Origin of the sequence: Pseudomonas sp. BNK-15 (assembly GCF_047456105.1) — a bacterium.
Classification (GTDB): Bacteria; Pseudomonadota; Gammaproteobacteria; order Pseudomonadales; family Pseudomonadaceae; genus Aquipseudomonas; species Aquipseudomonas putida_E.
In genome coordinates, this window is the sequence record NZ_CP179898.1 from 105,963 (window position 1) to 120,150 (window position 14,188).

Consider the following 14,188-nt stretch of genomic DNA (forward strand, 5'->3'; position numbering starts at 1 on the left):
CTATCGAAAGGGTTAACCAGCGCGCCTCTTCTCAAGCCGCGAAGAGGCGCCAGCGGTCAGCGTGCCGGAGCAAGCCTGCCCTTGTCATCGGAGAAGACGATCTCCACCCGGCGGTTCTGCGCCCTGCCCCGCTCCGAGGCATTGGCCTCGATCGGGTACTGATCGCCATACCCTTCAACCTGCAGACGCTTTTCGTCGACACCCAGGTCGACCAGCATGTCGGCCACTGCCTGCGCCCGGTCGCGTGACAGCTTGAGGTTATCTTCCGGCGCGCCGGTGTTGTCGGCATAGCCCTCGATCCGCACCACCCTGCGCGGGTTGAGCTGAAGGAACTGGACCAGCTTGAGCACCGTGCGACTGGCCGAATTCTTGAGGTCCGCACGACCAGTGTCGAACAGCACATCACCCAAGGTCATCACCAGCCCGCGATCAGCCTGCTGCGAGGCCAGCGCCGCAATCTGCGCTTCCACCCATTCACCCTGCTGCTGCACGCTGGCCAGCTTGGCCTCGCGCAGGGCCAGCTGCAGGCGCTGACGCTCAAGGTCGAGCTTGGCCAGACGCTCCTGACTCAGCGCCAACTTCGCGTGCTCACCGGCAATTTCGCTGTAACGCTGGCTCAGATACGCATAGTGGCGCACGTCACTGCCGGTGCCGATGTAACTGGACAAGCGCTCGGCGCGGGCCAGCGACTCACCGGCGCGGATCACATCACGCGGTGCGCTGCGCAGCACAGCGGAATCATCCTTGACCTTCTGGAAGGCCGCCGAGGCATCGTCCAGCGCCGCTGCACTGCGCTGACTGGCGCACCCCTGCAGCCCGCCAGCCAGCGCCAGCAATGCCAGCGCCGCCATGGGTTTGAAGCCCTTCATGGCTGCACCTCCAGCTGCTTGCGCAAGCGCTTGACCCGCGACTGCAATACGCCGAGCTGCTCCTCACTCTTCTGGTTCAGTACGCGCGCCTCGGCCAGGCGGGCGTCGAGTTCGGCCTGCTCGGCACGCATGCGGGCGTTGCGGTAGTCCTCGGTCAGCATGTCGCTCTTGGCGCGGGCGAGCTTGTCTTCGGCAAGCTTGAGCGCCTCGACCTGGTCGGTGGCACCGACCGCCTTGGCCTGTTCCAGCGCCTGCTCGGAAATACGCATCTGTTCATTGGGCGCCGGGTCGTTGGCGCAGCCGGCCAGGCCGAGCATGGCCACGGCAAGGATCAGTGATTGGGTTCTCACGCACTCTTCCTACTGTTTGGGGGCGTCCGCCTGCACATCCATCTGCGCTTTCCAGCGCTCGACATTACGTTGCAGCACGGCTTCAGACGCACCGGAGATCGGCAATTCTGTCAGCTTTTTTGCCAGTTGCCCACGCAACCAGGTGTCATTGCATGCCGAGTTGTGCGAGACAGCCAGGTACAGCCCTGGCCGGTCGACCGGCAGGCCGCGGGCGATCAGGTCATTGCTCATACCCAGGCTTTGGGTCATGGCCATGCCCGAGTAACGCCCAGCCAGCACGTAGTCGACCTGGCCCAGCACCAGCTTCTGGAATGCCTGGGTCAGGTTCTGCGCCGGTACCAGCTTTAACTGCGCCTTGGCGAATGCACTGAAAGCCGGGGTCAGGCGGGCGCGCTCCGACAGGCTACCCTGGTATCTGGCCAGATCCGCGGGGCCGTTGAATTCCACGTCAGCATCATGCCGCGTCCAGACCAGGTATTCATTGAGCTGCAAGGGCGGGTGGATGTAATCCAGTGCGGTCAACTGCTCCACCTGCAAGGGGGTGTCGAGCAACAGATCCATGCGCCCACTGCGCACCTCTTCCAGCGCCTGATCGCGCCTGCCGGCATTGAGGACTTCCACTTTCAGCCCCAGCTCCCCGGCCACCTTGCGCAACAGATCGACGTTGGCGCCAATCAGGTGTTTCGGGTCTTTCGGGTCTTGCCAGGAGTAAGGTGGAGCATCCGGGCTGCCAGTCGCCACCAGACGCTCACACTTGCCAGCCGCCATCGCCAGCGGTGAAAGCATCGCCATCGTGCACACCAGCACCTTGCCTGCTTCACGAAACGCCATCCTTCACTCCTTGCCCGCATAAAAAAACCCGGCCCTCGTTACAAGGGCCGGGCTTCTTTATAAGTGAAGCAGGCGGATCAGACCAGCTTTTCCAGCTCCGGAACCGCTTCGAACAGGTCAGCGACCAGGCCGTAGTCGGCCACCTGGAAGATCGGCGCTTCTTCGTCCTTGTTGATCGCAACGATCACTTTGGAGTCCTTCATGCCGGCCAGGTGCTGAATCGCGCCAGAGATACCGACGGCGATGTACAGCTGCGGGGCAACGATCTTGCCGGTCTGGCCGACCTGCATGTCGTTGGGTACGAAGCCTGCGTCGACCGCAGCGCGCGAGGCACCCACGGCAGCGCCGAGCTTGTCGGCCAGGCTGTACAGGTGCTTGAAGTTGTCACCGTTGCCCATGCCGCGGCCACCGGAAACGACGATCTTGGCAGCGGTCAGCTCTGGACGGTCGGACTTGGCCAGTTCTTCGCCAACGAAGGCGGAGATACCGGCATCGTGCGCGGCGCCTACCGCTTCAACGGCAGCGGAGCCACCTTCGGCGGCCACAGCATCGAAGCCGGTGGTACGCACGGTGATCACCTTCACAGCAGCGCTCGATTGCACGGTGGCAATGGCGTTACCGGCATAGATCGGGCGCTTGAAGGTGTCGGCGGATTCAACCGAAATGATCTCGGAGATCTGGTCGACGTCCAGCAGCGCGGCAACGCGCGGCAGGATGTTCTTGCCGTTGGTGGTGGCCGGGGCCAGCACGTGGCTGTAACCCGTGGCCAGCTCGACGATCAACGGCGCGACGTTTTCGGGCAAGACGTGGGCGTAGGCTGCGTTGTCGGCAACCAGTACCTTGCCAACGCCAGCGATCTTGGCAGCGGATTCGGCAACGCCACCGACGTTCTGGCCAGCGACCAGCACGTGCACATCACCACCGATCTTGGCGGCTGCGGCGACAGTGTTCAGGGTGGACGGGGCGACGGCACCGTTCTCGTATTCAGCGACAACCAGGATAGTCATTTAGATTACCTTCGCTTCGTTCTTCAGCTTCTCGACCAGTTCGGCCACCGACTTGACCTTGATACCCGCGCTGCGAGCAGCTGGCGCTTCGACTTTCAAGGTCTTGTTGGTGGAGGCGAGCGATACGCCCAGCGCGTCTGGAGTCAAGGTCTCCAGCGGCTTCTTCTTGGCCTTCATGATGTTCGGCAGCGACGCATAGCGCGGCTCGTTCAGGCGCAGGTCGGTGGTGACGATCGCTGGCAGGTTCAGCGATACGGTCTGCAGGCCGCCATCGATTTCACGGGTGACGTTCAGCTTGTCGCCAGCCAGTTCAACCTTGGAGGCGAAGGTGCCCTGGGCGTAGCCAGTCAGCGCCGCCAGCATCTGGCCGGTCTGGTTGTTGTCGCTGTCGATGGCCTGCTTGCCGAGGATCACCAGCTGCGGCTGTTCTTTGTCGACAACGGCTTTGAGCGCCTTGGCCACGGCCAGGGAATTCAGTTCGTCAGCAGCTTCGACCAGGATGGCACGATCGGCGCCCAGGGCCAGGGCAGTACGCAACTGCTCCTGAGCAGTGGCCGGGCCGACGGAGACGACGACGATCTCGCTTGCCACGCCCTTCTCTTTCAGGCGCACGGCTTCTTCCACGGCGATTTCGCAGAAGGGGTTCATGGACATCTTGACGTTTGCAAGGTCGACGCCGGAGTTGTCCGCTTTGACGCGAACCTTGACGTTGTAGTCGACCACTCGTTTGACAGCTACAAGAACCTTCATGGATTCCTCGTTACTCTCCGGTGAATAGATAGTCGCCTGGGGCTAAGCCCTGCGATGCGCGTGGGTACAAGGGCACCTCTGAAAACGATGCGCGAGGTGCAATCTTCACGGTGACCGATCAGTCCTGTTGAGACTCTTGCGGCAAATACCCGCGGGTCATTTCCTGTGGTGGCGTGTAAACTCCACTACAAACCGTGTTTTGGCCCGAAAGCCTTACCCCACACCTGGTCTTTAGAGGTGTACCTGCGCCCGGCGATGAGCCTACGGCGAACGTAAAACCGCTCGTATCTTGACCGCAACACCCAATCCGGTCAATACGGCAAATCGGTCACCCTCCAGCCGCGTTCCTTTGATTTTACTGGCCTGCGGCAAATTCAAACAAACGTTTGTATTGGACCCGCCAAGTGGTGTAGATATAATGCGCGGCCAAGACAAAACGGTGTAGTCCATCCTCTGTGCCGCTACAGCTCCGCTCCCGTGAAGCGCGGCGCGCATGATCACGCCACACCCATAAGACAAAGCAACAGCACGAGCCTTGATGAGTAGGAGAGAACCAGTGGAACGCGAATACATGGAATTCGACGTGGTCATCGTCGGCGCTGGCCCGGCAGGCCTGTCAGCCGCCTGCCGCCTGAAGCAGAAGGCCGCCGAAGCCGGTAGCGAGATCAGCGTCTGCGTGGTCGAGAAAGGCTCCGAAGTCGGCGCCCACATCCTCTCCGGTGCAGTGTTCGAGCCCCGCGCCCTGAACGAGCTGTTCCCCGACTGGAAAGCACTCGGCGCACCGCTCAACACCGAGGTCAAGCGCGACGACATCTACGTGCTCAAGGACGCCGGCAACTCGACCAAGGTCCCTGACCTGTTCGTGCCCAAGACCATGCACAACCAGGGCAACTACATCATCTCGCTGGGCAACCTGTGCCGCTGGCTGGCCCAGCAGGCCGAGAACCTGGGCGTGGAAATCTACCCGGGCTTCGCCGCCCAGGAAGCGCTGTTCGATGAAAACGGCGTGGTCCGCGGCATCGTCACCGGTGACCTCGGTGTCGACCGCGAGGGTAACCCGAAGGACGGCCTGTACACCCCGGGCATGGAACTGCGCGCCAAGTACACCCTGTTCGCCGAAGGTTGCCGCGGCCATATCGGCAAGCAACTGATCAAGCGCTTCAACCTCGACAGCGAGTCCGACGTCCAGCACTACGGCATCGGCCTGAAAGAAATCTGGGAAATCGACCCGGCCAAGCACGAACAAGGCCTGGTGGTACACACCGCCGGCTGGCCGCTGGACGTGATGAGCGCTGAAAACACCGGCGGCTCGTTCCTTTATCACCTGGAAAACAACCAGGTGGTGGTCGGCCTGATCGTCGACCTGTCCTACAGCAATGCTTACCTGTCGCCTTTCGACGAATTCCAGCGCCTCAAGCATCACCCCGTGATGAAGCAGTACCTCGAAGGCGGCAAACGCATCAGCTACGGCGCCCGCGCCATCTGCAAGGGCGGCCTGAACTCGCTGCCCAAGATGGTGTTCAACGGTGGCGCCCTGATCGGTTGCGACCTGGGCACCCTGAACTTCGCCAAGATCAAAGGCAGCCACACCGCCATGAAGTCCGGCATGCTCGCGGCCGAAGCGGTGGCCGATGCGCTGATCGCTGGCAGCGAAGGCGGCGATGCGCTTACTACCTATGTCGACGCCTTCAAAGCCAGCTGGCTGCATGAAGAACTGTTCGCCAGCCGCAACTTCGGCCCGGCGCTGCACAAGTTCGGCCCGATCCTCGGTGGTGCGTTCAACTACATCGACCAGAACTGGTTCGCTGGCAAGCTGCCTTTCACACTGCACGACACCAAGCCGGACTACGCCTGCCTCAAGCTTGCGGCCGACTCGAAAAAGATCGACTACCCCAAACCAGACGGCAAGCTCAGCTTCGACAAGCTCAGCTCGGTGTTCCTCTCCAGCACCAACCACGAAGAGGAACAACCCTGCCACCTGAAGCTGACCGACCCGAGCATCCCGATCGCCAGCAACCTGCCGCTGTACGACGAGCCAGCCCAGCGTTACTGCCCGGCGGGCGTGTACGAAGTGGTCAGCCAGGAAGACGGCAGCAAGCGCTTCCAGATCAACGCGCAGAACTGCGTGCACTGCAAGACCTGCGACATCAAGGACCCGGCCCAGAACATCACCTGGGTTACCCCTGAAGGCGCTGGCGGGCCGAACTACCCGAACATGTAAGCCCGGCCCTTGCAGCAAGAAAAAGCCCCCTGGCCTCACGGCCCGGGGGCTTTCTCGTTCAGGGCTGCCTCAGGCCGTACGGACTTCCTCGAACAACTCCGGATGACGGTCGAGCAGCTTGAACAGTTTGACCAGAGCAACCGGCGGCCTGGTTTTCCCATTTTCGTAGCGAGAGAACGCATTGACCCCACCGCCAAAGATTTCGCCGGCTTCACGCTGGTCGAGGTCGAATTTCTTGCGCACAGCGATAATGAAGTCGGGGTCCACTGCCGCGGCATTGACTTGGCGATTGAATGCGGACATCAAAGTACTGATGCGCATCGCTTCATCATGGCTGAGAACCGCCTCCCCACAGGCTGTACAGTATCCGCCACTGACATTTGGGATAACGGTCGCTTCACCTTTGTATCGATAGGGCATGTCCCGGGTATCAGGTGCAAGCTCCGCCCCCCCACAAACTGGACACTTCATGATTACAACTCCTTGAAAGACACGATGAGCACGTCATCCACCACAGACAGTTTCAGGTACACGTATCCCTTGCCCGTAAGGGGGCGATAAACGTCCTGCCATACGCGGTAATCACCGTGACATGTCATGCTTTTGTGAAAGTCTCTGCGCTCCAGACCGTTGATTATCTCGAGCATGTCCGGGTAATCCATCCCGAGTGCCTGGGCGCCCCGCAAAGAGGCGGTTGTCGGGCTGATGCGCCCAGCGCTGACCAAGGCCCTGATCCGCTCCAGCGAACAATGAGGCGTTCTCTTTTCCATGAGAAATTAACCTTCCAGGTTAAATTTGGCTAATAGGTTATTCCAATAGCCCCCACCCGGAAGTCTGCCTCACTGCCCGCCAGGCGTTACCCGTTCATTTGTCACCGCACATGAGCGGCATGGGCTCGGCCGCGAATGCCAAAGGTTCCCGGCGGCCAAAGTAGAGGGCCGTGAGCAGCCCCACCGCGCCCATGAGCAGACAAAAGCCAACGCACACCCACGGGCTCCACGGCATCAACGCTATCAACGCCAACGGCGTGGTACTGGCCCACAAGGCGTAGGCCACGTTGTAGGTAAAGGAAATGCCCGACACCCGGATCTGGGCCGGGAACAGCCCGACCATTACCGACGGCACCACACCCACCACACCACAGCAAAGCCCAGCCAACGCGTAAGCCAGCCACGTCATGCCCCACTGGCCCACGAGGCTCGCATACAAGGCACCGATACCCAGCGGCAGCAGCACGCTGTAGATCATCAGCGCCCGCCAGGCGCCCAGGCGATCGACCAGCAGCCCGGCGAGCACACAACCGATATTGAGAAAAACGATACCTACGCTGCTCAGGGCGAACGTGTGCGCGGCGGTCATGCCGAAGCGCTGCTGCATTACCGTCGGTGTGATCACCACCAGCACCACCACCGCCGACGTCAACACGCAGGTCAGCAGCGCAGCCGGGATCAACGCCCCACGATGCTCGCCCAGCACCCGTCGCAGCGGGAACTTCACCGGCTGCTCCTTGCGCTCGCGCAAGGCCAGAAACACCGGTGTTTCACTCAGCCAACGGCGCAACCACACGCCGATCACACCAAATACCCCGCCAAGCAGGAACGGGTAACGCCAGGCGTAATCGAGGATTTCCTGGGCGGTAAACACCTGGGCCAACAGTGTCGCGGTCAGTGCCCCCAGCAAATAGCCAAAGGTCAGCCCGGCCTGCAGGAAGCCCAGGGCGTAACCCCGCCGCCCTTGCGGTGCGTGTTCGGCAACGAATGTCCAGGCACTGGGCACCTCACCACCGACCGCAGCGCCCTGCAGAATGCGCAACGCCAGCAAGATCAGCGGCGCCGCGTAACCAATCTCGGCATAGGTCGGCATCACCCCGATCAGCAGGCACGGCAGCGCCATCATCAGGATGCTCAGGCTGAATACCCGCTTGCGGCCCAGGTGATCGGCGAAGTGCGCCATGACGATGCCACCCAGCGGCCGCGCCAGGTAGCCGGTGACGAAAATCCCGAAGCTTTGCAGCAGGCGCAGCCACTCAGGCATTTCGGGTGGGAAGAACAGCTGGCTGAGGGTCAGGGCGAAGAACACGAAGATGATGAAATCATAGATTTCCAGCGCGCCGCCCAGCGCCGCCAGGCCCAGGGTCCGGTGGTCGCCACGGCTGAACCGGGGCGGGCGAGCGGTATCGATGGCAGTCATGGCACAGGTCCGCAAATCGGCAAAGGGCAAGAGGATAGCAAATAGCTGCCCCCTTGCCCCGTCCGCTGCGGCTATCGGCTGAAGACCGTGTGGGCGAAGTTCCTGCGCGGGTAGGCCGGCGGGCCACTACTGGAAAGGCCGGACGGCAAGGCCAGCTTGCCGACCACCACTGGGCCATCGATGAGCGCCATGAAGGACTCAAGGGCCTCGTTGTCCGGCACCTGCGGCAGGCTCACATTCACCGCCTGGCGCTCGGTCTGCGGCACGCTCGGGACCTTCAGATGCCGCGAGTGATACAGCAAGGCATGCTGAATCTGCGTGCTCACCCGGCAAAAGCGCGCCAGGTCGACACCTGCATGGCTGGCCAGTTCGATATTGCCCACCAGCAGGTTGAACGGCTGCAGCGCGCAGTGCACCAGGCGCTGCAGCTCGTCGAAGGAGTCCACCGGGGCAATCCGGTAATAGCCCAGGCCATTGAGCAGCCTCTCCAGCTGCAAGCGCTGGGACGGATGCTCGTCGGCGATCAGGATGCGCAGGGTCTTGTTGGTCATTGTCGGACCTGGGCAGTCAGGTGAATAGGGACACACTCCCTGACCAAACTGCGCCAGTAACAGGCAACCACCAGGGCGGCGCCTGGCGGGGTCAATCTAGATAGTTGTCTTGAAACAGTTAGAAATCAAGTTGCCAGCACACAGAATTTTCACCGGCACACTACCGGTTTTCAGGATTCCCACTGGCGCATGCGCACGCGGCAGTGCTTCATGGCGTTGACGATGTGCTTTTCCACCAGGCTGCGCGAGATGCCCAGGTGCTCGGCGATCTGCTGATGCGACAGGCCTTCGAGCTTGCGCAACAGGAAGCTGTCACGGCAGGGCTGGCTCAATTCATCGAGTGCTTTTTGCATCAGCGCCAGGCGCTGGTCCAACTGCATGTTCTGGGTGGGGGCCGGGGTGTGCCAGCGCTCGTCCAGGTCCAGCACCTCCAGCGGTTCGGACTGGCGCAGCAGGTGACGGCGATGACGGTCGATCACAAGGTTCAGCGCCGTGCGGTAAAGGAACGCGCGCGGGTGCTCGATCTGCTGCGTACCGGTGCGTTCGAGCACCCGCAGATAGGCATCGTGAGCCACATCCTCAGCCGCCTGGCGGCTGCCCAGGCGCGCGGAGAGGAAGCTCACCAATTCGCGATAGTAATGTTCCACGACGGCACCTGGGGTACGTCCTGACAGGCTCGGACAGGGTCATGTGATATCAGCGTGGGATCTTACAAATTATAATGATTCTCAGCAACTCTCCTCCCCCAGCGCCAGCCCATCTAAATCCGCCCCGCGCGCCTTCGTTTAACTGGCACCTCCGTGCGCACCTTGACCTGGCTGCGTGTGGCCACCCTTTGGCTGGAAGCCCGCATGAGACGCATACCCAACATTCGCCGCCACCTGCTGGCTGGCAGCTTCGGCCTGCTGGCCCTTGGCAGCCTGCTGGCCTGGAAGGCGCTCCCTCTGGGTGCCGTGCCCGTGAGTACCGTCGCAGTCGTCCGCGCGGACATCGAAAGCAGCGTCACCGCCCTGGGTACCCTGCAGCCACGACGGTATGTGGATGTAGGCGCCCAAGCCTCCGGGCAGATCCGCAAGCTGCACGTGGAGGCTGGCGATCAGGTGCACACGGGGCAGTTGCTGGTGGAGATCGACCCTTCTACCCAGCAGGCCAGGCTGGACGCCGGGCGGTTCTCGATCGACAACCTCAAGGCGCAACTGGCCGAGCAGCGCGCCCAGTACCTGCTGGCCACGCAGCAGTACCGGCGCCAGCGCGAACTGGCTGGCGCGGGCGCCACACGCGAGGAAGACCTGCAGGCGGCCGACGCCCAGCTCAAGGTCACCCAGGCCCGTATCGACATGATCCAGGCGCAGATCCGTCAGGCCCAGGCCAACCTGCGCAGCGACGAGGCAGAGCTTGGCTATACACGCATCTATGCGCCGATGGACGGCACCGTGGTGGCGGTGGATGCCCGTGAAGGCCAGACCCTCAACGCCCAGCAGCAGACGCCTCTGATTCTGCGGATCGCCAAGCTTTCGCCGATGACCGTGTGGGCCCAGGTGTCCGAAGCCGACATCGGCAAAGTCAAACCAGGAATGGCCGCCTATTTCACCACCCTAGCCGGCGGCAAACGCCGCTGGAACAGCACCGTGCGGCAGATCCTGCCAATCCCGCCCAAACCACTGGCGCACACCAGCCAGGGCGGCGGCGGCCCTGCCAGCGCGATCGCCGGTACGACAGGCAGCCAGGTGGTGCAGTACACCGTGCTGCTCGACGTCGACAACCCTGATGGGGCGTTGATGGCCGACATGACCACCCAGGTGTTCTTCGTCGCCGGCCAGGCCAGCCAGGTACTCACCGCGCCGCTGGCGGCACTGGACGACAGCGAGGCCGATGACCTGCGCATGGCCCAGGTACTGGGCCAGGATGGCAAGGTCGAACAACGCACAGTGCGCATCGGCCTCAGCGACCGGCTGCGGGCGCAAGTGCTCGATGGCCTCAGCGAAGGCGAGCGCCTGGTCATCGGTGCGCCCCTGGCCAGCGGAGGTTGAATGGCCGTTCCCCTGATCGAACTGCGCGACATCCGCAAATCCTACGGTGGTATCGACACCCCCAAGGTCGACGTACTGCGCGGCATCAGCCTGAACATCCACCCCGGCGAGTTCATCGCCATCGTCGGTGCGTCGGGTTCGGGCAAGTCGACGCTGATGAACATCCTCGGCTGCCTCGACCGCCCCACCTCGGGCCACTACCTGTTCGCCGGCAAGGACGTTGCCCACCTGGGCAGTGACGAACTCGCCTGGCTGCGCCGCGAAGCCTTTGGTTTCGTGTTTCAGGGCTACCACCTGATCCCTTCAGGCTCAGCCCAGGAAAACGTCGAGATGCCGGCCATCTACGCCGGCACCCCGCCCGCCGAGCGCCACGCCCGCGCAGCCGCCCTGCTTGAGCGCCTTGGCCTGGCCAGCCGCACCGGCAACCGCCCGCATCAATTGTCCGGCGGCCAGCAGCAACGCGTGTCGATTGCCCGCGCGCTGGTGAATGGCGGCCATATCATCCTTGCCGACGAGCCGACCGGCGCCCTGGACAGCCACAGCGGTACCGAGGTCATGGCCCTGCTGGACGAGCTGGCCAGCCAGGGCCATGTGATCATCCTGATCACCCACGACCGCGAGGTGGCGGCGCGGGCACGCCGGGTGGTGGAAATCCGCGACGGCCTGATGATCAGCGACTCGGCCTGCGACCAGCCTCCCGCTGCAGCGCAACAAGGCCTGCAGGCCGATGACCTGCGCCAGCGCCTGGACCGCGGCGCGACCGTGCGTGGCGCATGGAAAGGCGAGCTGCTCGAGGCCTTGCAGGCAGCGTGGCGGGTCATGTGGATCAACCGGTTCCGCACCGCCCTGACGTTGCTTGGCATCGTCATTGGCGTGGCTTCGGTCGTGGTCATGCTGGCCGTGGGCGAAGGCAGCAAACGCCAGGTCATGGCTCAGATGGCCGCGTTCGGTTCCAACATCCTCTACCTCAACGGCCGCCCGCCGACGCTGCGCGAGCCAGGCGGCATCGTCACCCTCGATGACGTCGCCGCCATCGCCGAACTGCCCCAGGTTCGGCGCGTCATGCCGGTCATCGGCGGCGACCTGATGGTGCGCCACGGCAACAACAACCAGAGGTTCTACGTTGGCGGCAACAACGTCGAATTCCCCGCCATCCTCAACTGGCCGGTCGTGCAGGGCAGCTTTTTCAGCGAAGCCGACGAACGAAGTGGCGCTGCCGTGGCGGTCATCGGCCAGAAAGTCCGCGACAAACTGCTGGCACCCGGCACCGACGCGCTGGGCCAGTACCTGCTGATCGGCAACGTGCCGTTCCAGGTCGTCGGCCTGCTCGCCGGCAAGGGCGCAAGTTCGGGTGACCAGAAGAGCGATGAGCGCATCGTGGTGCCCTATTCCGCCGCCTCCATGCGCCTGTTCGGCAGCCACGACCCGGAATACGTGATCATCGCCGCAGCCGACTCGGCCCGGGTCGCCGAGACCGAAACAGCGATCCACCGCCTGATGCGCAAGCGCCATCAAGGCAAGGACGATTTCGAGCTGACCAACGATGCGGCACTGATCCAGGCCGAGGCACGCACACAAAACAGCCTGTCGCTGATGCTCGGGGCGATCGCTGCGATCTCGTTGCTGGTCGGCGGTATCGGCGTGATGAACATCATGCTCATGACCGTGCGCGAGCGCACCCGTGAAATCGGTATCCGCATGGCCACCGGCGCACGCCAGCGCGACATCCTGCGCCAGTTCCTCAGCGAGGCGGTCATGCTGTCGATGGTCGGCGGGTTGACCGGCATCGTGCTGGCGCTGCTGATCGGCGGCGCGCTGATACTCGCCGAAGTCGCCGTCGCCTTCGCCCTGCCCGCCATCCTTGGCGCCTTCGGTTGCGCCGCCATCACCGGCGTGGTGTTCGGTTTCATGCCAGCACGCAAGGCCGCCCGACTCGACCCGGTCAAAGCCCTTACCAGCGAATAATCCATGACATTGCCAAGCCGCATCAGCCTCTTGACCCTGTGCCTGGGCCTCACCGCCTGCAATACACCCCCTGCGCCCTCAAGCGGCATCAGCGCACCGCAACACTGGCAAGGCGAGGCAGCTGCGCCCGCCATCGCACTGCCATCGGGGCACTGGTGGCAGGCGTTCGCCAGCAGCGAGCTGGACCAACTGATCAAGCGCGCGCAGCACAACGCCCATGACCTCGCCGCTGCCGCGGCCCGCGTACGCCAGGCCCAGGCCCGCGCCGTGATCGCTGGCGCGCCGTTGCTGCCAGAGGTGCAAGGGGGCCTCGATGGCAGCCGCCAACGCCTGCTGCACGGCGAAGGGTCTGACCAGCTGGACGTCAGTAGCAGCGAGCCCACCTACACAGCCTTCGGCCTGCAACTTACCGCCCGCTACGAACTCGACTTCTGGGGCGGCCTGCGCGCGGCTCGGGCGAGCGCGCTGCACGGCCTCGACGCCAGCCGCTTCGACCGCCAGACAGTGGAGCTGACCCTGGTCAGTGCGGTTGCCGACAGCTACCTGCAAGGCATCGCCCTGGAAGAACAGCTGCGCATCGCACGCCTTAACCTGCGCAATGCACGTGAGGTGCTCAACCTGGTCGAAACCCGCCAGCGTGCAGGGTCCGCCACCCGCCTTGAACTGGCCCAGCAGCGCAGCCTGGTGGCGGCTCAGGAGCGCCAGGTGCCGCTGCTCGAGCAAAAGCGGCAAGACAGCCGCATCACCCTCGCCACCTTGCTTGGTGACCCGGTGCAGGCCTTGCCGGTCAGCCACCAACCGATCACCACTGTGCAGTGGCCGGCAATCGGCAGCGGCGTTCCCAGCGAGCTGCTGACTCGCCGCCCCGACATCGCCGCTGCCGAAGCGCGCCTGGCCGCCGCCAACGCCAATGTGCAGGTGGCCAGGGCGGCCATGCTGCCGAAGCTGACGCTTGGCGCCAACCTTGGCACGGGCGCGAACACCTTTGCCCAGGTGCTCGACAGTTCCTACTACACACTCACCGCCGGCCTGGTCGCGCCCATCTTCAACAACGGCCGGCTGCGCGCCTCACGCGCGCTGGCCGAAGCCGAGCAGGATGAACTGCTGGAAAACTATCGCAGCAGCATCCTCGCCGGCTTTGCCGATGTTGAAAAAGCCCTTAACGCCATTGAGGGTGTGGAGCGTCAACGGCTGTGGCAGGACGAGGAAGTAGTGCAGGCACGCCTGGCTTTCGACCTGGCACAACGGCGCTATGGGGCTGGCGCCGAGACCCTGCTGACCGTGCTGGAGACCCAGCGCACGCTCTACCTGGCCCAGGACCAGCAAGCGCAGTTGCGCCTGGCCCGCCTGCAGGGCAGCGTGGCGCTGTACAAGGCGCTTGGGGGTGGCTGGCAGGTACCGCACTGAAAAGGCCGCGCACGGCT

The 14,188-nt window shown here is 63.5% G+C and carries 14 protein-coding genes; 4 read left to right on the forward strand and 10 right to left on the reverse strand.

Annotated elements, in window-relative coordinates; genetic code table 11:
- Nucleotides 1-56 precede the first annotated feature (56 nt).
- From ACMGF5_RS00480 to ACMGF5_RS00500, 5 genes are all read right to left on the reverse strand, one after another.
- Nucleotides 57-869, reverse strand: a complete 813-nt coding sequence (locus ACMGF5_RS00480) for an OmpA family protein (protein ID WP_115274275.1) — start codon at nt 867-869, stop codon at nt 57-59.
- The gene (locus ACMGF5_RS00485) at nt 866-1,219 is read right to left on the reverse strand and encodes a DUF4398 domain-containing protein (RefSeq protein WP_119687486.1); all 354 of its coding nucleotides are present in this window, start codon (nt 1,217-1,219) and stop codon (nt 866-868) included. The genes ACMGF5_RS00480 and ACMGF5_RS00485 overlap by 4 nt, the downstream gene beginning before the upstream one ends.
- Before the next feature lie 9 nt (nt 1,220-1,228).
- Nucleotides 1,229-2,050 (reverse strand): substrate-binding periplasmic protein, encoded by an 822-nt coding sequence (locus ACMGF5_RS00490; protein ID WP_119687487.1) that lies wholly within the window; start codon nt 2,048-2,050, stop codon nt 1,229-1,231.
- Between the two features lie 77 nt (nt 2,051-2,127).
- Entirely contained in the window at nt 2,128-3,057 is a 930-nt protein-coding gene (locus ACMGF5_RS00495) for an electron transfer flavoprotein subunit alpha/FixB family protein (RefSeq protein ID WP_046785256.1), read from the reverse strand.
- Complete coding sequence (locus ACMGF5_RS00500) at nt 3,058-3,807, reverse strand: electron transfer flavoprotein subunit beta/FixA family protein (protein ID WP_119687488.1); 750 nt, start codon at nt 3,805-3,807, stop codon at nt 3,058-3,060.
- Nucleotides 3,808-4,345: 538 nt separating this feature from the next.
- On the opposite strand from ACMGF5_RS00500, the gene ACMGF5_RS00505 reads away from it, so the two are divergent.
- Nucleotides 4,346-6,028, forward strand: a complete 1,683-nt coding sequence (locus tag ACMGF5_RS00505; RefSeq protein WP_119687489.1) for an electron transfer flavoprotein-ubiquinone oxidoreductase — start codon at nt 4,346-4,348, stop codon at nt 6,026-6,028.
- 69 nt (nt 6,029-6,097) lie between these two features.
- Here ACMGF5_RS00505 and ACMGF5_RS00510 read toward each other — a convergent pair whose 3' ends face one another.
- The 5 genes from ACMGF5_RS00510 to ACMGF5_RS00530 form a co-directional block, all read right to left on the reverse strand.
- Nucleotides 6,098-6,499 (reverse strand): type II toxin-antitoxin system MqsA family antitoxin, encoded by a 402-nt coding sequence (locus ACMGF5_RS00510; RefSeq protein ID WP_281869536.1) that lies wholly within the window; start codon nt 6,497-6,499, stop codon nt 6,098-6,100.
- Nucleotides 6,500-6,501: 2 nt separating this feature from the next.
- Nucleotides 6,502-6,798: a type II toxin-antitoxin system MqsR family toxin gene (locus ACMGF5_RS00515; protein WP_161872932.1), complete on the reverse strand. Its 297-nt coding sequence runs from the start codon at nt 6,796-6,798 to the stop codon at nt 6,502-6,504.
- A gap of 94 nt (nt 6,799-6,892) precedes the next feature.
- Entirely contained in the window at nt 6,893-8,218 is a 1,326-nt protein-coding gene (locus tag ACMGF5_RS00520) for an MFS transporter (RefSeq protein WP_115274271.1), read from the reverse strand.
- A gap of 71 nt (nt 8,219-8,289) precedes the next feature.
- Nucleotides 8,290-8,769: a response regulator gene (locus tag ACMGF5_RS00525; RefSeq protein ID WP_046785259.1), complete on the reverse strand. Its 480-nt coding sequence runs from the start codon at nt 8,767-8,769 to the stop codon at nt 8,290-8,292.
- Between the two features lie 170 nt (nt 8,770-8,939).
- The gene (locus ACMGF5_RS00530) at nt 8,940-9,416 is read right to left on the reverse strand and encodes a sigma-70 family RNA polymerase sigma factor (RefSeq protein WP_046785260.1); all 477 of its coding nucleotides are present in this window, start codon (nt 9,414-9,416) and stop codon (nt 8,940-8,942) included.
- 204 nt (nt 9,417-9,620) lie between these two features.
- On the opposite strand from ACMGF5_RS00530, the gene ACMGF5_RS00535 reads away from it, so the two are divergent.
- Genes ACMGF5_RS00535 through ACMGF5_RS00545 form a run of 3 tightly spaced genes read left to right on the forward strand, consistent with a single transcriptional unit; the run spans nt 9,621 to nt 14,171 of the window.
- Nucleotides 9,621-10,799 (forward strand): efflux RND transporter periplasmic adaptor subunit, encoded by a 1,179-nt coding sequence (locus tag ACMGF5_RS00535; RefSeq protein WP_115275505.1) that lies wholly within the window; start codon nt 9,621-9,623, stop codon nt 10,797-10,799.
- Complete coding sequence (locus tag ACMGF5_RS00540; RefSeq protein ID WP_414157491.1) at nt 10,800-12,764, forward strand: MacB family efflux pump subunit; 1,965 nt, start codon at nt 10,800-10,802, stop codon at nt 12,762-12,764.
- A 3-nt stretch (nt 12,765-12,767) separates the two neighbouring features.
- Nucleotides 12,768-14,171, forward strand: a complete 1,404-nt coding sequence (locus ACMGF5_RS00545) for an efflux transporter outer membrane subunit (RefSeq protein WP_204918501.1) — start codon at nt 12,768-12,770, stop codon at nt 14,169-14,171.
- Nucleotides 14,172-14,188: the final 17 nt, after the last annotated feature.